Genomic DNA, 19970 nt, shown 5'->3' with positions numbered 1-19970 from the left:
TTGCTCAGGTGACGCGCAACGGACCGTTGAGTCGCTGGAGCTACTGGAAGTCCAGGTACTTGTCGCTTCCAGCCGGATGCGGCCAGGGCAGGTAGTCGTAGTCGGCGACCTGGCGCTCGATGTGGGCCCTCGCAGCTTCGACCAGCGCCGTCGCATCGTGGACGACGCCACCATGAGTACGACTACGCCCGTCGTGAACTGTGTCCCAAGCGCTCTTCGCGCTCTTCCGGGTTGTCGCCCCCTGCTCGTTGCTACCGAAACCCTTCAGCTTGTCGTTCCAAACAGGTACATATTCAACACGCAGGCCGTTTTCGCCCAGGTTGGCGTGAACCTCCGGGAGCAACAACGCCCTGAACCTGAACTCAGCGATCGGCAGACCGCTCTCCATGATCGAACGGCGGTGCTTGCGCAGCCGACTGTGCAATGGAAAGCGCTCACGAACCCGCTTACCGGTCGCACTGTGACTCGACGCCTGTCCGACGTAGACCGGCACCTGGATTGTCGCCAGCGGTCGATAGAGCGCCACGCTACTACCTCGGTAGTAAATGGCGTACAAACCCGACCCCTCGAACTTCGGAATTTCGTGAATCATCCCGACCAAGGGCTGCCGTTCAAAGTACTCGCAGATGGTGCGCGAGATCTGCTCGGTCGACAACGGATCAAACGAGAACGGGATATAGCCAGACATGAATTCCTGTTTCGATTTTCAAGGGCGCGTCACTGATCTGAACCGAAGAGATCCTCTTGAGCTGGGCCTTCTTCATCCTCAGACACCTCTTCGGACGAGACCTCCGGCACAGCTTCCACCACGTCACCGGACCGGTAGTAGCGCCATGCGCTCTTGTACTCCGACGGCGAATCGTTGTACATGATGACGTAGCCCATCAAGGCGGAAATCTGCCACGAGCCCGGTACAAACTCCGACAGCAATCGGAACGCGATGTCAGCAGACAGCGCGCCTGAAGGAACCTTGAGAATGGTTGCATTCGAACGCGGCGGCTCGGCGTACCGGAAGTTGTACGGCAGGCCAGACTTCAGTTTCCTCAGAAATCCGCTCAGCGTGATTTCACCCGAACTCAACCCGCCGACCGGAAGACTTAGGTCAATCGGATACTTCAAGTCAAAATGATTTTTCTTCAGGATTGTCTTGTCACGCTGACGACCGGGGTCTTTGTTGCCGAATCCATTGTTATTCCAAGGGATTCCACCATCGTCTTTGTAGAGGTTGATCAGCAGCCTTTCGGGAGCCAGTGCCGAAAAATCCTCCGCGACATACAGGCAAGAAAACGAAACATCTTCGATGTCGATGTTTCGCCTACCTCTGAGCTTGCGCAGGTGATTGGCCAGCCGAGCACGCAAGGATCGATCCGCCTTGCCGACGTACACGAACTCGCCGGCCAGATACAGCTGATACACACCTGGGCGTTCCTCGACCGCCGCCAGACGCTCATACGTCAACGGCGCATGAGCCAATCCCTTGAGCGCTGCGGCCAACTGATCACCAAGCGCCTTCGTGATGCTGAGCCGGAAGTTGTCGTGATACACACGCCCGTCCGCCGACGCCCCCTCCGTCATACGCGTACCCCCTCCAAGAGTTGATCTCCAACAAGCCTATGGCGTTACTCACTAGAGGTCGACACATTCGAGTGAGGGACTTCCACGAACATGATTTCCGCGGTACGATTTCGCCATGGTTGACCAGGCCAAACAAGCAGTTGTGCCCCGCACTAGCGTCGAGTTGTTCGCAGGTGGAGGCGGCCTTGCCATGGCGGTCCACCAAGCGGGGTTTCGCCCACTCTTGTTCAACGAGTTCAACAAGCGAGCCTGCGAGACGCTCGTCGCCAGTGCCTGCAAGACTCTCGGCGTCGACGGTCTCAAGCGCAGCGAGGAGACGAAACCACAGCCGCCGGAGGTGGGCCAGCCCGCCCCTCTCTACCCAGGTGACGTTCGCGATCTGGACCTGAGTGCGCTGCAGGGCAAAGTGGACTTGCTGGCGGGCGGTCCTCCTTGCCAGCCGTTCAGCGCCGGAGGTGTCGCCAAGGGGGACGAGGACAAGCGGAACATGTTCCCTGCGGTCTTCAAAGCGGTGCGGGAGATGCGGCCGAAGGCGGTGATCTGCGAGAACGTCCGAGGGCTGCTGCGACCGTCGTTCGCCGAGTACTTCCAGTACATCCAGAACGAACTGCGTCTCCCCTTTGAGAAGCGGAACGATGATGTTCGGTGGCAGGACCACAACGCGCACCTGACCCGCATCCTCGGTCAACTCTCAGAAGGAGACCAAGATCCGGATCACTACAAGGTAGTGATGGTGCCAGTCAACGCCGCGAACTACGGGGTACCGCAGATTCGTAATCGTGTTGTCCTCGTCGCCTTCCGCGCCGACCTCGGTGTTGACATCAAGGCCTTCGAGAAGGAGGTCAAGACCGAGAGGTTCTCGGAGGCCGCATTGCTGCGGTCGATGCAAGATGATGATGGGGCGTACTGGCAACGGCATTCCGATGTACCGGATCACGTCCGCCGGAAGGTCCAAGCAAGAATCCCCAAGGTGGTCAAGGAGGACGACTGCCAACCGTGGCGCACGCTGCGTGACGCCATCAAGGGCTACGGGACTGACATCAAACTTCCCGAGCTTCCACACGTCGACATGGAGCGATTGGAGGAGAAGTTCGACTTCGGCAAGAAGATCAAGGTCGCCGATCACATCGGCTGGCCAGGCGCTCGTATCTACAAAGGACATACCCCGAACGAGCTCGATCGCCCCGCGAAGACTGTTAAGGCCGGCGTTCACGGTGTGCCAGGCGGTGAGTCGGTGATGCTCGTCGACGAACGGTTCGCGGACACCTCTTCTGAGGGTGGGTGGACCTATCGCCACAGGTACATGACCGTTCGGGAGACAGCACGGGTGATGACTTTTCCCGATGAGTGGCTCGGGTCGGGTCCCCGTGGTGAGCAGATGCGCCAGCTGGGCAACGCTGTCCCGGTGGTCCTCGGAGAGTTCTTCGCAAACGCGGTTGCGGATGCGTTGAAAGCCACCGGTCACTAGCCCGCCGTGTCCCGAAGCGACACGAGTCGACGGTGGAAGGAACAGCTTCCGCATGAACGCGCGTACAAACGTCACGCGGGCGCTGCATCACCGATGGTGGAACAGGACCGAGCCGCCAAAGGTCGTAACCGCCGAAATGTCGATCTTGGCGACGGCCGATGCGCGCGAGGATCGATCAGTTTGCGCTTGTATCGGCGAACACGCCGCATCCGAGCCTATCTTCGGTGGTCGCAGGATGGCAGGACGCAAGAGAAGTACGTGTGCGAAGTCGAGTTCTCCTCGCGCGGGAAGAACCTCGCCGAGGCTTGGCGACAAGCTCGCGAAAAAGGCCTGCTCGCAGACGACAAACTTCCTGCGGGATCGACTGCGTCGTCCGTCGAGGTGCGAGCCTCCATGCGAGGCAATCGCAGCAAGGACACAGAGCCAGAAATAATGCTTCGACGACTTCTGCACCAGCGCGGTCTGCGATACCGAGTTGATGCGCGGCCGATCGCAGAAGTACGCCGCCGTGCCGACGTCGTCTTTCCCGGCGCGCGTGTAGCAGTTTTCGTGGACGGCTGTTACTGGCACGGTTGCCCCGATCACTACCGGCCGGCCACGAAGAACGCGGAATTCTGGCGCGAAAAGATCAACGGCAATCGAGCCAGAGACGCCGACACCAACAGAACGCTCACCGCCGCTGGGTGGTCGGTCATCCGAGTATGGGAGCACGATGATGTCGAACTAGCCGCGGCGCTGATCGACGAAACTGTCCGAAACGCCCGTTGTTGACCCATCAGCGCCCCCTCGCGGAGGAAATGGAGTCAGTCGACCGGTAGGCCCCACGGTCGGCGGTCCAGGTCCACCCACCCGCCACCACGGGCCAGCGCCGCACGCACCCCCGCGACGTGCTCCGCGAACGAAGCCAGGTCCCCGTGCAGCAGCTCGGCGCGTTCCACGTCCAGCGGATGGACGTCGTCGTGCCACAGGTCGACCGGGAACGACGCCACGAAGGTCATCGACTGCAGCAGCTGCAGCAGCGCGGCGGAAGGCGACGGTGACTCGGTCAGGTAGTCGGTGCGGATCGAGTCGCAGGCGGCCAGCAGGTCGCGGACCTGGCGGATGGCGTCGGCCGGGGTGCCGTCCCAGGACGGGCCGGGGTAGACGCGGTCGGCGAGCTCCAGCCAGAGTCGCCAGCCTGCGGTCAGTTCCGCGTCGTCCGCCGGACGCCATGCACCCATGACCTCCACTGTGCATGCGGACGAAGCGGGAGTCTCGTGACGATGACGCACGCCACGGCAACCAACGGGTGATCTGCGCGTCTCGCGGCGGCGTGGCGTGGCGCCGCGAGACGCGCAGGAAATCAAGCCCTGACGCGCTCGCGCTCGTCGGAGTTGAGCGAGTCGAGCAGGGCGTCGCGCTCGGTGGAGGGCTCCTTCTTCAGGAAGCCGATCGACAGGTACAGCACCAGCGAGAGCAGCAGGGGCCACGAGACGAGCACGCCCTTGGTGACCCACGCGGCCTTGCTCATCTGCTCGACGTAGAGGAACGCCCACATGCCGAGGCCGCCGACGACCGAGGCGATGGCGGCCGTCGAGCCGATCTTGCGGAACCACGGGAGCAGGCCCAGCATGAGCGGGATCGCGATCGGGCCCATCGTGGCGGCGACCAGGTCGACGACCACCTTGAGCACGAAGCCCTGGCCGCCGGAGGCGATGGCGATGATCATGCTGATGCCGATGAAGAGGAACGTCGTGACGCGGGCCAGGACGAGCTGGTTGTCCGCGGAGAACGTCTTCACCTTCTTCCAGATGTGCGGCAGCATGTCGCGGTTGATCACGGCGGCGATGACGTTCGCGTCCGAGGACACCATGGCCATCGTGTGCGAGAAGAAGCCGGCCAGGACGAGGCCGATCATGCCGGCGGGCAGCATCTGCTTGCCCATCTCGATGTAGGCGTTCTCCGCCTGCGCGCCTTCGAGGCCGGGGACGATCAGCGGCGCTGCCCACATCGGGAAGAACAGCACCAGCGGCCACACCAGCCACAGCGCGGACGACAGCAGCGCGGACCGCTTGGCCGCGAAGCCCGACGGCGCGGCCATGTAGCGCTGCGCCAGGTTCCACATGCCGCCGTTGTACTCCAGCGTCTTGATCAGGAAGAGCGCCATGAGGAACGTCGAGGTGTACGGGCCGGCGAGCGGGTCGCTGTGGCTGTCGGGGAGCCTGTCCCAGATCGTCACGGGGAAGCCCCAGCCGAGGGTATCGGCGACGGCGATGAACATCGCGAAGCCCGCGGCCGCCTGGATGATGAACTGGCCGAAGTCGGTGAGCGCGTCCGCCCACAGGCCGCCGAGCACCGAGTAGACCATCGTCACCAGGCCGATGATCACGATGCCCCAGGTGATCGGGACGCCCGCGAAGCCGCGGAGCAGGATCGAGACGGCCGCCCACTTCGCGGCGATGTCGACGACCTTGAGCAGTGCGCCCGCGTAGGCCATGACCTGCTGGGTGGGCAGGTTGTAGCGCTTGGCCAGGTACTCGAGCGGCGACTTGACGTCGTGCTTGGAGCGCAGCCGGTTCCACCGCGGTGCGAACAGGAACGCGCCGATGCCGACGCCGATGCCGATCGTCAGCGACCACCACACGTAGACGGTGAGACCGAGCCGGTACGCCTCGGACGCGAACGCCACGAACATGACGGCGCTGTAGCCCGACATGTGGTGGGAGATGCCGGACAGCCACCACGGCATCTTGCCGCCCGCCGTGAAGAAGTCGGCGATGTTCTGGACCCGCCCGCGCGACCAGAGCCCGATCGCGACCATCACGAAGAAATAGCCGACAACCACGATCCAATCGAGGGTGCCCATGTGACCTCCTTGCGTGCACACACGTGTGCCCGCGAGAGCACCAGGCCTCATGGCGGCGGGAACCTGGCACATCCGCACGGGATATGTGACGTAGGTCTTACGAGACCGTTGCCCCCGGGTGGAAGACCTTGGCCAGTCTTGAATCACATTCGTGACCCTTGTTCACCTACATGAACGGCACTTTCCACGTCATGCGGCCGGGGGAACGACGTCATTCCTCTGGAAGCACGAACGGAGGTGCTGATGCTCCCGCCAGGCCGGCCTGCTCCCGGCGTCGCGCTGATCGACCCCGTACCGCTCTACCGCGAGGGCCTGTCCTCGCTGGTGAGGCGGACCGCCGGCCTGCGCTGGCTCGGGTCGACGGGGCACCCGGAGGCCGCCGCGCGCCTGCAGGAGCACCTGAACCCGGACGTGCTGCTGGTCGACTCGATGCTGGACCCGGTGGGGCAGCTCGCGCGGCAGCTCCTCGAACGCGACAGCCGGCTCGTCGTGATCGGGCTGGCCAGGGACGCGCACTCGCACGCGAACTACGTCACGAGCGCGCTGGAGGCGGGTGTTCGCGGTGTGGTGCCGCGGTCGGCGGAGCCGGAGCAGATCGTGCGGGTGATCTCCGAGACGCTGCGCATCCGCGGGTACGTCCACCCCGACCTGCGCTGCCGGGAACGGCCGGCGCTGACCCGGCGCGAGTACGAGGTGCTCACGCTCATCGCGGACGGGATGGAGAACCGGCAGGTCGCCGACGCGTTGATCGTGTCCGTGGAGACCGTGCGGACCCACGTGAAGGGCATCCTCCGCAAGCTGAGCGCGCGCGACCGGACGCACGCGGTGTCGCTCGCGTACCGGTCAGGCCTGCTGCTGAGCCTGCCAACCGTGTTCGAGTAGGCCGAACAGCTCCGCCGCCGCCCGCTCGCGGTCCGGCCGGCTGAAGATCACGTCACGGGCCTCCAGCGCGAACCGGGCGAGGCCCGCGCACCGGACGTCGCCGGGTGGCGCGCCGATCTCCGCGGCGATGGCCTCGGCCAGCGCCTTCTCGTGGCGGAGCCACATCGTGCGCTGGTAGGCGCGCAGCGACGGGGTGCTCTCGACCAGCCGGGCGAACGACTCGAACAGCGGGTGGTCGACGTGGCCCTCCGCGGCGCCGACGAAGTGGTCGCGCAGCGCGGCCGGGATCGACGTCCCCTCCGGGCGGTCCCGCACGGCGCCGATGAGCGAGGACTCCATCTCGGCGTCCTCGTCGAACAGCAGCGCCTCCTTGCTCGGGAAGTGCTTGAACAGCGTCGTCACCGACACGTCGGCGCGGTCGGCGACCTCCTTCACGCCCACGTCGTCGAACCCGCGCGCCAGGAACAGCTCCAGTGCCGCGTCGGCGATCGACTGGCGGGTCTGCAGCTTCTTGCGCTCACGGCGGCCGAGTTCGGTCACGCCGGCAGCCTACCCTGCGAGTTGAACCACTTCAAAAGTGTAGTCATTGCACTTTTTGAGTCAGTGCGCTTTCATCGGTGGCATGACCACACCACGCATCGCCATCGCCGGAGCCGGTCTCGGCGGCCTCACCTGCGCCCGCGTCCTGCAGCAGCACGGGTTCACCGACGTCGCCGTCTTCGAGCGGGAGAGCTCCCCGGACGCCCGCCAGCAGGGCGGCACGATCGACCTGCACGCCGACAGCGGCCAGCAGGCGATCCGCGCCGCCGGCCTCTACGACCAGTGGCGCGCGCTCGCCCGGTTCGAGGGCCAGGAGCAGCGCAAGGTCGACCACGCCACGGCCGCGCTGGTCGAGCACGAACCGGCCGAGGGCGACTTCCGGCCGGAGATCGACCGAGGGCAGCTGCGCGGCCTCCTGCTCGACTCGCTCGCGCCGGGCACCGTCGCGTGGGGCCTCGGCGTCACCGGCGCCGCCCCGCACGAGGTCACGCTCACGGACGGCACCACCGCGACGTTCGACCTGGTCATCGGCGCGGACGGCGCCTGGTCACGGGTGCGCGGCGCGGTCTCGGCCGCCGTGCCGCGGTACACCGGCGTGCTGTTCGTCGAGGTCCGGCACGACGGCGACGAGGCGCTGCTCGACCTCACCGGCCAGGGCACCATGGTCGCCGACCACGACGGCCTGATGCTGTGGTCGCAGCGCAGCAGCGGCGACCACATCCGCGCGTACGCGTGCCTGCGTGCCCCCGAGGACTGGCGGCCCTCCACCGCCGACCTGCTGGACGTCTACGCCGACTGGCACCCGTCGCTGCGGGCGTTCCTGCACGGCGAGCCCGTCCACCGGCCGCTGTACGCCCTGCCCGTCCCGCACCGGTGGGAGCCGACGCCGGGCGTGACGCTGCTCGGGGACGCCGCCCACCTGATGCCCCCGCTGGGCGTCGGCGCGAACCTCGCACTGCAGGACGCCGCCGAACTGGTGCTCGCGGTCGCCCGCGACGGTGTCGACGAGGGCGTGCGGGCCTACGAGTCCGTCATGGTGCCGCGTGCGGTCGACTTCGCCGAGCGCACGGAGGCCGGACTGCTCGACATGGTTCCCGCACGCCCCGTACGCGTCTGACCTGCTCTCATGTCCGACCTCATGCCCGATTCAGGCCGCGCGGAGGACTGTCTGCTTCGCCACCGGTGGGTGGTCGCCCTTGCCGGGGTTACTGTCGGGTAATACTCTGTTGTTACCGGTCAGTAGGCGACCCCGCCGCGACCCTGAGGAGTGAGCTGACGAGATGGGCCACTACAAGAGCAACGTCCGGGATCTCGAATTCAACCTGTTCGAGGTCTTCAACGTGCAGGACCACCTCGGCAAGGGGCCGTTCGAGCAGTCCGACGAGGACACCGCGCGCGGCGTTCTGGCCGAGATGAAGACCCTGGCGGAGGGTCCGCTCGCGGACTCGTTCGCCGACGCCGACCGCAACCCGCCGAAGTTCGACCCGGCGACGCACTCGGCGACCCTGCCGGAGTCGCTGAAGAAGTCGTACCAGGCCGTGTGGGACGGCGAGTGGTACCGCATGTTCCTGCCGGAGGAGCTGGGCGGCTTCGGCACCCCGCCCTCGGTGGCGTGGGCCGCGTCCGAGCTGATCCTGGGCGCCAACCCGCCGATCTACATGTACCTGGCGGGCCCGAGCTTCGCGACGGTCGTCTACAACAACGGCACCGAGCGCGACCAGCACTGGGCGCAGCTGATGATCGACCGCGGCTGGGGCGCCACGATGGTGCTGACCGAGCCGGACGCCGGTTCCGACGTCGGCGCAGGCCGCACCAAGGCGATCAAGCAGGACGACGGCACCTGGCACATCGAGGGCGTGAAGCGGTTCATCACGTCCGCCGACCAGGACCTGACCGAGAACATCATGCACATGGTGCTCGCCCGTCCCGAGGGTGAGGGCATCGAGGCGAAGCCCGGCACCAAGGGCCTGTCGCTGTTCCTGGTGCCGAAGTTCCACTTCGACCCGGAGTCCGGCGAGCTGGGCGAGCGCAACGGCGCCTTCGTCACCAACGTCGAGCACAAGATGGGCATCAAGGCGTCCACGACGTGCGAGCTGACGTTCGGCCAGCACGGCGTCCCGGCCAAGGGCTGGCTGCTCGGCGAGGTGCACGACGGCATCGCGCAGATGTTCGACGTCATCGAGTACGCCCGCATGATGGTCGGCACCAAGGCCATCGCGACGCTGTCGACCGGCTACCTGAACGCGCTGTCCTACGCCAAGGAGCGCGTCCAGTCCGCCGACCTCACGCGGATGACGGACAAGACCGCCCCGCGCGTCACCATCACCAACCACCCGGACGTGCGCCGCAGCCTGATGCTGCAGAAGGCGTACGCCGAGGGCCTGCGCGCCGTGTACCTGTACACCGCGACGTTCCAGGACAAGGTGATGCTCGGCGGCGACGACGCCAAGCTCGCGGCCCAGGTGAACGACCTGCTGCTGCCGATCGTCAAGGGCGTCGGCTCCGAGCGCGCCTACGAGCAGCTCGCGCAGTCGCTGCAGACCCTGGGCGGCTCCGGCTTCCTGCAGGAGTACCCGATCGAGCAGTACATCCGGGACTCGAAGATCGACTCGCTGTACGAGGGCACCACGGCCATCCAGTCGCTCGACTTCTTCTTCCGGAAGATCATCCGCGACAAGGGCCAGGCGCTCGCGTTCATCAACGGCGAGATCCAGTCCTTCCTCGACAACGAGGGCGGCAACGGTCGCCTCAAGGAGGAGCGCGCTCTCCTGAAGCAGGGCCTGGAAGACCTGCAGGGCATGCTCGGCGCCCTCGTCGGCTTCCTGACCTCGTCGCAGGAGGACGTCCGCAACCTCTACAAGGTCGGCCAGAACTCGGTCCGCCTGCTGATGACCGCGGGTGACGTGCTCGTCGGCTGGCTGCTGCTGCGCCAGGCCGAGGTCGCGCTGGAGAAGCTCGGCGGCACCCCGTCGGCCAAGGACAAGGCGTTCTACGAGGGCAAGATCGCGGTGGCGTCGTTCTTCGCGAAGAACGTGCTGCCGGAGCTGACCGCGCGCCGCAAGGTCACCGAGCAGACCGACAACTCGCTGATGGACATCGACGAGAGCGTCTTCTAGGACGCGATCACGACGACGGGTCCGCGCACCTCCTGCCCGAGGTGCGCGGACCCGTTTTCAGTCGGTCTCCGTTTTCCGGCTCCTGCTCACTCCTTGAGCGCCCGCGCGGCGACGAAGCAGTAGACGCCGAACGCCGCGATGCCCACCGCGACCGCCGACAGCAGGAACATGCCGAACGGCTGCGCGGCCAGCGTGTGCAGCGCCTTGTCCATGCCGCCGGACTGCTCGGGGTCCGCGTTGATCGCGGCCAGTCCGACGAGGACGCCGATGACGCCGTACGCGACGCCCTTGCCGATCCAGCCGATCCGGCCGACGGGCTCGACCCACGACGGCGCACGGCTCATGTCGAGGTCCTTCTCGAACGACTTCTTGAAGCCCTTGTAGGCGATCACGCCGGCGGTGACCAGGATGCCGATCGCGATCGCACCCACGATCAGCTGGCCGCCCGGCCACGCGAGCACCTGCGCGGTCAGCTCCTGCTGCTGTTGCGTGGAGTCACCGGTGGCACCGCTGGTGGCGTACTTGAACGCACCGAACGCGATACCGCCCGCAGTGATGGCACGTGCCGCGGAGCCGACGCGTTTGGAGATCCGCTTGCGCTTCTTGCTCACGTAGGTGTAGCCGACGAAGGCCAGGATCAGCTGCCACACGGCGAAGAACACCAGACCGATGCCGACGGCCCACAGCAACCAGGCGCCGTTCTTCGCAAGCTCGCTCAGCGCTCCCTTGGAGTCCGTCCGCTCGGCGTCCGTGCCGAACGCGACCTGGAGCGCGAGCCACGCGATGAGCACGTGCACCGCTCCGTACACAACCATCCCCACCCGCCCCAGCGTCTGGACGACGGGGTGTCTTCGCGCCTCATGCGCAACAGTGGCCACGAACGGGTGAATACCCGCTCGTGGCCACGGCAAATCCCGGGTTCGGGTCAGCCGCCCGCAGGCGGCGGACCCTCACAGATGATCTTGAACTGCGGGTCGTAGCGGACCGTGCGCGACTCGCTGCGGGTCTGGCCCGTGCGGCGGTCCTTGATCGTGCGGGTGTCCGTCACGGAGAAGCCGGGGGCGCCGTTGCTCGGCGTGCACCCCTCCTTGGTGATCTTCTTCTCCTGCGGCTGGGTCGGGGCGAACTCACCGCTGGTGGAGCCGGTGACGTCGTAGTTCTTGGTGCCCCAGAGCACGATCTTGATCGACGAGGGGGTCCAGATCGTCTGGATGGCGACGCCCGTGTCGTCCGGGTTCGTGAACGCGATGTCGATCAGGCTGTTGCCCGCGCCGTCCATGAACACGGTGGCCTCGCGGCCCTTCGGGTACCGCGTGATCCAGTAGCTGTGCTCCTTGTGGCCCGCGTCCTTCATGCCCGCGTAGTAGGACGCGTTGTAGAGCGTGGTCGCGAACTGCGAGATGCCGCCGCCGACCGCCTTGCCCGGGATGCCGTTCTCGATGATGCCCGCCTCGACGTAGCCCTGCGCGGTGCCGCGCGGGCCGGTGTGCTTGTTGAGGCTGAACGTCTCCTTGGGCTTCACGATCGCGCCGTTGACCTTCTCGGCCACGACCCGGATGTTCACGCCCGACGTCGCGGCGAAGCCACCGGTCTGGAACTCGCCGATGACCTCCTTGATGCCCATCTTGTTCGCCTGCTCGGTGGTGACCTTCGCGGGCGTGTGCTTGTACTCGAACTTCAGCTCGCGCCCGTCGGTCTTCTTGAGCGTGTCGAAGTAGGGCTGGATGTTCTTGTCCCAGTCGACGTCGAGCCCGTCGACGGACGGCTTCACGGTCGGCCGGCCGCCCTCGAACACGATCTGGGCGTCCTTGCCCTCCTTGACCGTCTCCTTCAGCGGCGGAGCGGCCACCTCGACGAGCTTGTCCTTGTTCACGCCGACGTCGAGCGCGCCCCCGTCGAGGGGCACGAAGTTCAGCGTGGCGGCGATCTGCTCGGGTGCGAGGACCGCGTCCTTGCCCTCGCCCTTGATCGTGACCGGGGCGGAGACGGCGGTCTTCACGACCTCGTTGAGCGCCTTCTCGACGCCCTCCTTGGTGGTCTTGACCGGGGTGAAGTCCATCGGCACGTCGACCGGGTCACCGGAGGCCCAGTTGGCCACGACGGTGCGCGCCGCGTCCTCCGTGCGCATCTTCTGACCGGCGTGCGGCTCGACGGCGACCGGGGCGGCACCCTCGAACCTGATGGTGCCCTCGATCGGCTCGTGGTCGAGCTCGGGGCGCAGCGCCTCGAGCGCGCCGGCGACCTTCTCGTCGTCCGCCTTCGTCGCCACGCCCACCTCGCGGCTGGTGAAGAACGACGTCACGCGGGTGATCGGGGAGAGCGGCTGGCTGCCCGCGCGGTCGATCGTGGCGTTCCAGTCGAGCTCCAGGCCCGCCGCCTTCGGGTCGAGCTCGCCCGTGACGTCACCGGCCTTCAGCGCGACCGGCTTGCTCAGCCGCGGCTCGATCGCCTCGCGCAGCTTCCCCTCGGCCTCGGAGTGGCTCATGCCGCCGACGTCGACGCCCGCGACGGTGACGCCGCGGGGCACGTTGCCGCTGGAGACGAGCATGTCGAGGCCGTACAGCAGACCGAAGGCGCCGACCACGGCCGCGGCCACGATCAACGCCTTCTTCTTCGTGTTCTTCGGCTCTGCCCCGTCGTCCTCGTCGCCCGGTTCGATCATCACGGGCCCGTAGACGCCGGAGTCCTCCGGCAGGGGCTGCGGCGGGGTCACCGGTCGCATGTACTCGGTGGCGTCCTCGCCGGCGGGAAAGCCGACACCGGGCACGGCGGCCGTGACGGTCGGCTGCTCGGTGTCCGGTTCCTCCGACGGCCAGGCCTCGGTGGACGCGTTCACGTTCACGGGCGCGATCTGGGTGGTCTCCTCGGAGGCGGTGCCTCTCGGGTTGACCGGTGGCATCGCCCTCGTCTTGTCAGCGTCGTACGGCACAGCTCTCCCCGTTGCCCTGTCTCTCCACTGAGGCGGCGTATACGTGTGTACAGCTAGCAGTTCACCATCTCGAACCGGCGGCTCACAGGTACAGGCCGGTGCCGTGCTCGGTGAGCTCGCTGGCCACAGCGTGCAGATCGCGTTCCCTCAGCACGAGGTACGTGGTGCCCTGCACCTCGACCTCGAGCTGATCGTCCGGGTTGAACAGCACCCGGTCTCCCACCTTCACGTGCCGCACGCTGGTACCGACTCCGAACACGCTGCCCCACGCCAACCGCTTCGCCATCTGGGCCGTCGCGGGGATCACGATGCCACCGCTGGACCGCCGCTCGCCGTCCTCCGGCGAGATGCGCACCATCACACGGTCGTACAGCATCTGGATCTCGAGCTTGACATCAGGCACCCGCAGAGTCTACGTGGCCTGCGGAGGTGCCTCGTCCATGCCGCCCATCAGCAGCGGGAGCCGGGTCGGTGCATCGGCAACCACTCGAACGGGGACGCCCCAGTCCTGCCTGGTCAGGCGGCAGACCGGGTGTTCGTCGGCAGGATCGTCACTGCAACTGGCCGCCTGCGCTACGACGTGCAGAACGCCGTTCGTGACCTGATCGTTGATCCGCAACGCCCGTACCAGTTCGGTGCCGACGCCCGCGCCCTCCAGGATCAGCTCCGGGGGTGAGCTGGTGATCTCCAGGCGGGTGGACGGTCCGTACCGTTCGTCCAGTTTCGTCCCGGTCGGCGGGGTGAAGACGACGGCGAGCTCGACCGCACCGGCCGCGATGTCGGTGCTCGGCCGCTTCACCCGGTGCGCCTCGCCGTCGACCTTGACGGCCGCGGCGGTGAACCGCTCAAGCCGGTGCGCCGCGCTCGCCACGACGACGAGCTCGCCGTCCACGACCAGCGCGTCACTCGGCTCGGCGAGGTCGGTCGCGATGGTGCTGACCGTCCGCGTCTCCGGGTCGTACCGGCGGATCGCGCCGTTGTAGGTGTCCGAGACCGCCACCGACCCGTCGGGCAGCACCGTGACGCCGAGCGGGTGCTGCAGCAGCGCCTCATCCGCGTCGCCGTCCCTGTGCCCGAAGGCGAACAGCCCCTTGCCGACCTCGGTGCGCACCTCGCCGTTCTCGAGGTAGCGCAGCGCGGAGGTCTCCGAGTCGACCATCCACAGCCGGTCGCCGGCCGCGGCCAGCCCGCTGGTCTGCGCGAAGAACGCCCCCTCCGCCGGACCGTCGTTGATGCCCTCGACGGTCGTGCCGGCGAGCCTGCTGACCTGGTTCGTCCCCGGGTCGAAGAACCCGAGCGTGTGGTTGCCGGCCATGGCGATGGCGACGCCGCCGTTCCACCACGCCACGTCCCACGGGCTGGTGAGGTCGATCTTGTCGGCCGGTCCGTCGGTCTGGCCTTCCCGCCACTGCTCACCGGTGCCCGCGATGGTCGTTACCTCGCCGGTCTCCAGGTCGAGGCCGCGGAGGAGGTGGTTGACCGTGTCCGCGACGACCACGTCGTAGCCGTGCGTGTTCGGCACCAGCGTGAGCCCGGCGGGCTCGGAGAAGGTCGGGTTCAGCCCGTCCGCGCGCCCGCGCTCACCGGTGCCGATCCGCCGGACGACCGTCTCACCGTCCGCTTCGAGCTCGACGAGGCTGTGGTGGGCGCTGTCGCTGACCAGGATCGTGTTCCGCGGCGTGACGATCGCCTTGGCGGGGAACCGGAGCGTGGTGCTCGGCGGTTCCGGCGCGACGTACGGCCCGCTGCCGCGGTGCAACGTGCCCTTCGCCGCGTGCTCGGCGACCAGCTCGCCGATGATCGTGTCGAGCGCGTCGACGTGCCCCTCACCGGCGGCGACGTGCACGACGTACCCCTCCGGGTCGACCAGCGCGAGCGTCGGCCACGCCTTGACCGCGTACTGCTGCCACATCTCCAGCTCGGGGTCGTCGAGCACCGGGTGGTGCACCTCGTAGCGCTCGACGGCGGCCTTCAACGCCTCCGGGTCCGCCTCGTGCACGAACTTCGGCGAGTGCACGCCGATCGTGACCAGGACGTCGGAGTACTTGGCCTCCAGCGGCCGCAGCTCGTCGAGGACGTGCAGGCAGTTGATGCAGCAGAACGTCCAGAAGTCGAGCAGCACGACCTTGCCGCGCAGGTCCCTGAGGCTGACCGCGGCGTCACCGGTGTTCAGCCAGCCGCGGCCGTGCAGCTCGGGGGCACGGACACGGGCACGGCGCTTGGCAGTCGTCACGGCCGTATCCAACACTGTGGACGGTGGTGGTGTTCCGACGTCCATCATGTGGACCGGGCCAGTACCGCGCGCAGGTCGCCCACGCCCTGGCGCCACAGCGGTCCGTGCCCGGCGTCGTCCCACAGCACGGCGAGCTCGGAGTTCGCCAGCACGCGGTCCAGCGCCCTCACCGCCAGCGGAGGCAGGTCCGCCGGGAACGCGGGGAGGGGCTCGCGGGGGCCATAGGCGGTGGTGACCGGCTTCCCACCAGGACACTGCGCGGCGACCAGCGTGGCTGCCGCCACGGCTTCGCTGCCGTCATCGGCCTCGACGTCGTCCGCTTCGGCCGCGCCGGCCAGGACGGCCCGGACGATGCCCTCGCGCTCCTCGGCCCGCGCCTTGTCCAGCCTGCCGGCGAAGTCCGCTGCCGCGTCGTTGTCGAACGACCCGATGTCCCAGGTACCCAAGGCGATCTCCCAGCGCAGGTGGAAAGGCGGCGTGGTGCCGTCCGGCGCTGATCATGCGCGACCGCGCGGCCCCCGCGAGCGGCCCCCTGGCCACGCGCCCGCCGAACCTGTCGACGTCGACAGGTTCTGAACCGTTTACGTGCCGTCGGCGTAGAGGTCGCCGGGAGGTGCGCGATGGTGGAGTACCTGGTGATCGGCGCCGGTCCGGCGGGTCTGCAGATGGGGCACTTCCTGCACGAGGCCGGGCGCGACTACGTGATCCTCGAAGCGGGGCCGTCGGCGGGCACGTTCTTCCGCGAGTTCCCGCGGCACCGGGTGCTGGCGACGGACGACAACTCGTTGTTCGGCACGCCGTTCGAGCGGTACAGCAAGCGGGCGTTCCCGCCGGCGGACGAGCTGGTGCGGTACCTGGAGGACTTCGCGCGGCCGTTGCACGTGCGGTACCGGACGCGGGTCGAGGGCATCCGGGGCAACGAGGTCCGGCACGCGCACGGGCGGATCGAGGCGGAGCGGATCATCCTCGCCACCGGGCGGGCGAAGGAGCACCTGCCGCGGATCGAGGGAATCGGGCTCGCGGAGACGTACGCGACGGCCAGCACCGACCCGACGGTGTACGCGGGCCAGCGGGTGCTGATCATCGGGCGGGGACACAGCGCGTTCGAGACGGCGGACCTGGTGTCGTCGACGGCGGCGGTCACGCACACGGTGGGGCGGACCGTGCGGCGGATCGCCAGGCACGGCAAGGGGTTCAAGGCGGTGCTGGACACCGGGGAGCTGTACTACGACCGGGTCATCGCGTGCACCGGGTTCAAGCGGGACACCACGCTCGACGTGCCGCACGTGCACCTGGCGGCGGGTGACTCGATCAGGGCGATCCGGCACTCGACGAGGGCGCTGCACCGGACGCTGGAGGCCGAGCACCACGGGGTGCCGTGGCCGCACCGCAAGCTGCGCAACCGGCCGGACGCGCTGGCGGCGGCGATCGCGACCAGGGCTCGGGAGATCCCGGAGGGGCTGGCGGATGTCGTTGTGCCGCAAGGACAGAATGCACTGCTCTACGACGAGATGCCGACCAGGCGGCGCACCGGGTTCGTCGTCACCAACGCGCAGGTCGAGCACTACCGGCACAACGAGCTGATCGCCGTGGAACGCAGGCTGCACCGCAAGCCGCTGGAGAGGTTCTTCTCCACGCAGCTCGCGGTGCCTTGTATCGCCTGAAAGGCCTTACACCACCGGGAACTCGTGCAGCTTGGTGTTCTGGCCGGCCTTGACGGTGCACGGCGAGGTGAAGGTGCCGAGGAACGTCGTCGAGCCGTCCGCGTGGCGCGGGGTGAGCGTCAGCGAGGCGTTGCCGAGGTTGACCGTGGTGGTGCCCGCCCTGGTCAGCGTCAGCGACGGGAACGTGCCGGTGCCGGTCACGTTGAACGTCCCGGAGGAGGCGACGTTCGTCTTCGGGATCGCGAGCGTCGCCGTGACCGACGAGACGCTGCCCGCGTTGTTGATCGTGTTCGTGGTGCTCAGCGTGCCCTCGACGGTCGCGGCGCCGAGCCAGTTCAGCACGCCCGTGGCCGCGGCGGAGACGGTCGAGACGACCTGGGTCTGACCGCCCGCGGTGGGCGTGCCGACGGTGGCGGAGTCCGGCAGGTTCGTCGCGGTGACCGTGGACGGCTGGTCCTGCAGGCCGATCAGGGTGAACGTGCAGGAGTACGTGATGTTCAGGGTCACGTCGGCGGCCTGGCTGGTGCCCGCCGCGACAATGCTCGTCGCTCCGGCGAACAGGACGACCGCGGCGGCACGTGCGATGATTCCGAGTTTCATGGCAGGGTTCTCCTGAGTGCGGCATCGAACTGCAGGGAATGGAGCTACTGGTCAGTAAGGTAGCGACGCCGACAATGCAAAGCAAGCATCAGCGCGTTTTTGTCATCCGCGTAATAATTGCCGCGGTGCGATTTGTCAGTCGAGACCCAAAAACGCGCGGACCCGCAGTGCGAGTTCGAGCGTGAAGCGTTCGCCGGCGTCCTGCAAACGGTCGCCGAACAGTTCCTCCAACTGGTTCACCCGGTATCGCACGGTCTGCGGGTGGACCGCCAGCCTGGCCGCGATCTCCGGTGCGCCACCGCGGGCGGAGAGCCAGGCGAACAACGTCTCGGCGAGCTTCGTGCGTTGCCGGGCGGTCAACGGTGCGAGGGGCGCCAACGCGCGTTCGGCCAGCTGGCGGGCCAAGAACTCGTCGGCGAGCAGGGTCAGCTCGACCAGGTGGTCGGCGCAGTCGAGCACCTGGTCACCGGGCAGCACCCCGGCGTTCGACAGCGCCAGCACCCGGCGGGCGCAGGCCAGCGACCGGCGCGCCTCCCGCGGTGGCACGGCCAGCCCCACCACGGCCCGCCAGCCCACCGCGCGGACCATGCGCAGCACCTCGACCGGGTTCGGGACCAGCACGTACGGCGTGGCGTCTTCGAGGTTGACCAGCACGTCCTGCGGCAGCAGCAGCTCGTCGACGTGCCCGGACGACGGCTCCAGCGCCACCGCGCACAGCGAGTCCGGCATCGGCCACGCCGCCACGTCCGCCGCGTCGACGACCGACTGCCACGGCACCGGCGGGTCACCGACCAGCAGCTCCGTCAGCCGCCGGCGCTTGCGCTCCAGCGTGCCGGCGGCACTGGCCTGAGCCGCGGCGTACCCGTCGACCGACAGGCTCACCAGCTCGTCGACGTGCGCGATCATGGCTTCGCCGAGCACGCTCATCAGGTGCAGCGACAGCGTCCGCCGCTCCGCGAACGCGCACACGTGCCGCCACGCCACCCGAGCGCCGATCCGGTAGGCCGCCTGCAGGCTGTCCAGGCTGCGGCCGGACTTGAACTCCCAGGCGCCGAGCTTGCGGTGGATGTCGTGCGGGTAGACCAGCGCATCGGGTGCCGCGATGTGGTCGACGAACTTGTCCAGCGCCTGCTGAATGCCTTCGATGACGTTTTTCCGGAAATGCTGGTACTCCGGAATCGATTTCTCGATCGCCTCGAAGATGCTCACGGCGAGCGGCGGTATCTCCCGACGCAGAAGTGGCGCGAGTTCGCGGGGCACCGAACTGCGTGGATCGTCCGGTTGGCTCATTCACCCTCCCACTGCCCGGAGCGTACGGGGCAGGTGAAAGGACGTCGTCAGCCAACCGGACGAAGCCGCAGTCGGGACAACCGCACTACGCCACGGGCAGGGTGCGGTCCAGGAACGCCGTCGTCAGGTCCCACGCGCGGTCGGCGGCGGCCTTGTCGTGGAAGTGGCCGAGGTGGTTGTGGAACGCGTGCCCGGCCGGCTGCAGGTGCACCTCGGCGCCCTCGTGCGAGTCGGACGCGTCGACCACCTTCTGGTAGCCGGGGATGAAGTCGTCCTCGGTGCCGAAGTGGAAGATGATCGGGCAGGACACCTGGTCCAGCAGCGCGACCTGGTCCGGCACGCCCGAGCCGTAGAACGACACGGCGGTGTCCGGGTCGGAGACCGCGGCGGCGTTGAACGCGAGCGTCCCGCCCAGGCAGAAGCCGAACACGCCGACCCCGCCGGAGACCTCGGGCAGCGAGCGCAGGTACTGCACCGACGCGACCACGTCCTGCACGGCCTGCGGGAAGTCCAGGCCCTGCACGACCTCCATGGACCGCGCGACGCCGGCCTCGTCGTGCTCGCCGACCCAGCCCGGCTGGAAGCGGTGGAAGAGCTCGGGGATCGCCACGACGTACCCGCGCGCGGCGAGGTCGGCGGCGACCCCCTGCAGGTAGGAGTCCAGCCCGAAGATCTCCTGGATCAGCACGATGCCGGGGCCGGTTCCGCTCTCCGGCAACCAGACCGGGAGCGGGATGTCGTTCACGCGGTGAGTCATGGGGTGATCCTGCCGGAAGGTCGACTTCGCGCCCACGCCCGCCCGTGCGACGGGAAAACCCGTCCCGCACG

The 19970-nt window shown here is 67.7% G+C and carries 19 protein-coding genes; 6 read left to right on the top strand and 13 right to left on the bottom strand.

Going from position 1 to position 19970, the window contains the following annotated elements:
- Positions 1-40 precede the first annotated feature (40 nt).
- Complete coding sequence (locus tag ACZ7CH_RS01735; RefSeq protein ID WP_470372954.1) at positions 41-688, bottom strand: Eco29kI family restriction endonuclease; 648 nt, start codon at positions 686-688, stop codon at positions 41-43.
- Between the two features lie 29 nt (positions 689-717).
- Positions 718-1575, bottom strand: a complete 858-nt coding sequence (locus ACZ7CH_RS01730) for a GIY-YIG nuclease family protein (RefSeq protein ID WP_470372953.1) — start codon at positions 1573-1575, stop codon at positions 718-720.
- Positions 1576-1690: 115 nt separating this feature from the next.
- On the opposite strand from ACZ7CH_RS01730, the gene ACZ7CH_RS01725 reads away from it, so the two are divergent.
- Together ACZ7CH_RS01725 and ACZ7CH_RS01720 are read left to right on the top strand one after the other, a co-directional pair.
- The gene (locus ACZ7CH_RS01725) at positions 1691-3043 is read left to right on the top strand and encodes a DNA cytosine methyltransferase (protein WP_470372952.1); all 1353 of its coding nucleotides are present in this window, start codon (positions 1691-1693) and stop codon (positions 3041-3043) included.
- 93 nt (positions 3044-3136) lie between these two features.
- Entirely contained in the window at positions 3137-3814 is a 678-nt protein-coding gene (locus tag ACZ7CH_RS01720; protein ID WP_470372951.1) for a very short patch repair endonuclease, read from the top strand.
- Between the two features lie 32 nt (positions 3815-3846).
- Here ACZ7CH_RS01720 and ACZ7CH_RS01715 read toward each other — a convergent pair whose 3' ends face one another.
- The gene (locus tag ACZ7CH_RS01715) at positions 3847-4263 is read right to left on the bottom strand and encodes a hypothetical protein (RefSeq protein WP_458429915.1); all 417 of its coding nucleotides are present in this window, start codon (positions 4261-4263) and stop codon (positions 3847-3849) included.
- A gap of 122 nt (positions 4264-4385) precedes the next feature.
- The gene (locus ACZ7CH_RS01710; protein WP_360394115.1) at positions 4386-5888 is read right to left on the bottom strand and encodes a sodium:solute symporter family protein; all 1503 of its coding nucleotides are present in this window, start codon (positions 5886-5888) and stop codon (positions 4386-4388) included.
- Between the two features lie 243 nt (positions 5889-6131).
- Between ACZ7CH_RS01710 and ACZ7CH_RS01705 the strand changes: the two genes are divergently transcribed.
- Positions 6132-6770 carry a response regulator transcription factor gene (locus ACZ7CH_RS01705; protein WP_360394112.1) on the top strand — a complete coding sequence of 213 codons (639 nt, stop codon included), beginning with the start codon at positions 6132-6134 and terminating at the stop codon, positions 6768-6770.
- Here ACZ7CH_RS01705 and ACZ7CH_RS01700 read toward each other — a convergent pair.
- Complete coding sequence (locus tag ACZ7CH_RS01700) at positions 6732-7310, bottom strand: TetR/AcrR family transcriptional regulator (RefSeq protein ID WP_470372950.1); 579 nt, start codon at positions 7308-7310, stop codon at positions 6732-6734. The two genes, ACZ7CH_RS01705 and ACZ7CH_RS01700, sit on opposite strands and share 39 nt — an antisense overlap.
- Positions 7311-7392: 82 nt before the next feature.
- On the opposite strand from ACZ7CH_RS01700, the gene ACZ7CH_RS01695 reads away from it, so the two are divergent.
- Positions 7393-8427 (top strand): FAD-dependent oxidoreductase, encoded by a 1035-nt coding sequence (locus ACZ7CH_RS01695; RefSeq protein ID WP_470372949.1) that lies wholly within the window; start codon positions 7393-7395, stop codon positions 8425-8427.
- Positions 8428-8590: 163 nt separating this feature from the next.
- Complete coding sequence (locus ACZ7CH_RS01690; protein ID WP_360394103.1) at positions 8591-10426, top strand: acyl-CoA dehydrogenase; 1836 nt, start codon at positions 8591-8593, stop codon at positions 10424-10426.
- Positions 10427-10512: 86 nt separating this feature from the next.
- Here the strand turns inward: ACZ7CH_RS01690 and ACZ7CH_RS01685 are convergent, their stop codons facing one another.
- From ACZ7CH_RS01685 to ACZ7CH_RS01665, 5 genes are all read right to left on the bottom strand, one after another.
- Positions 10513-11241: a DUF1206 domain-containing protein gene (locus ACZ7CH_RS01685; protein ID WP_360394823.1), complete on the bottom strand. Its 729-nt coding sequence runs from the start codon at positions 11239-11241 to the stop codon at positions 10513-10515.
- Positions 11242-11351: 110 nt separating this feature from the next.
- A complete protein-coding gene (locus ACZ7CH_RS01680) occupies positions 11352-13148 on the bottom strand; it encodes a VanW family protein (RefSeq protein ID WP_470369992.1) in 1797 nt (598 codons plus the stop codon).
- A gap of 289 nt (positions 13149-13437) precedes the next feature.
- A complete protein-coding gene (locus ACZ7CH_RS01675; RefSeq protein WP_360394817.1) occupies positions 13438-13731 on the bottom strand; it encodes a GroES family chaperonin in 294 nt (97 codons plus the stop codon).
- Positions 13732-13767: 36 nt separating this feature from the next.
- Positions 13768-15588 (bottom strand): NHL domain-containing thioredoxin family protein, encoded by a 1821-nt coding sequence (locus tag ACZ7CH_RS01670; protein ID WP_470372948.1) that lies wholly within the window; start codon positions 15586-15588, stop codon positions 13768-13770.
- 44 nt (positions 15589-15632) lie between these two features.
- Complete coding sequence (locus ACZ7CH_RS01665) at positions 15633-16034, bottom strand: DUF4259 domain-containing protein (RefSeq protein ID WP_470372947.1); 402 nt, start codon at positions 16032-16034, stop codon at positions 15633-15635.
- A gap of 174 nt (positions 16035-16208) precedes the next feature.
- On the opposite strand from ACZ7CH_RS01665, the gene ACZ7CH_RS01660 reads away from it, so the two are divergent.
- Positions 16209-17252, top strand: a complete 1044-nt coding sequence (locus ACZ7CH_RS01660) for an NAD(P)-binding domain-containing protein (protein ID WP_470372946.1) — start codon at positions 16209-16211, stop codon at positions 17250-17252.
- Positions 17253-17258: 6 nt separating this feature from the next.
- Here ACZ7CH_RS01660 and ACZ7CH_RS01655 read toward each other — a convergent pair whose 3' ends face one another.
- The 3 genes from ACZ7CH_RS01655 to ACZ7CH_RS01645 all read right to left on the bottom strand — a co-directional run bounded on the left by ACZ7CH_RS01655 (position 17259) and on the right by ACZ7CH_RS01645 (position 19899).
- Positions 17259-17852: a DUF6801 domain-containing protein gene (locus ACZ7CH_RS01655; RefSeq protein WP_470372945.1), complete on the bottom strand. Its 594-nt coding sequence runs from the start codon at positions 17850-17852 to the stop codon at positions 17259-17261.
- Between the two features lie 135 nt (positions 17853-17987).
- Positions 17988-19142 carry a PucR-like N-terminal domain-containing protein gene (locus ACZ7CH_RS01650; protein WP_470372944.1) on the bottom strand — a complete coding sequence of 385 codons (1155 nt, stop codon included), beginning with the start codon at positions 19140-19142 and terminating at the stop codon, positions 17988-17990.
- A gap of 85 nt (positions 19143-19227) precedes the next feature.
- Positions 19228-19899, bottom strand: coding sequence for a dienelactone hydrolase family protein (locus ACZ7CH_RS01645; RefSeq protein WP_360394090.1), 672 nt, complete (start codon positions 19897-19899; stop codon positions 19228-19230).
- Between the last annotated feature and the right edge of the window lie 71 nt (positions 19900-19970).

This window comes from Lentzea sp. NPDC037011 (assembly GCF_055607425.1).
This window is presented reverse-complemented; position numbering and strand designations above follow the sequence as displayed.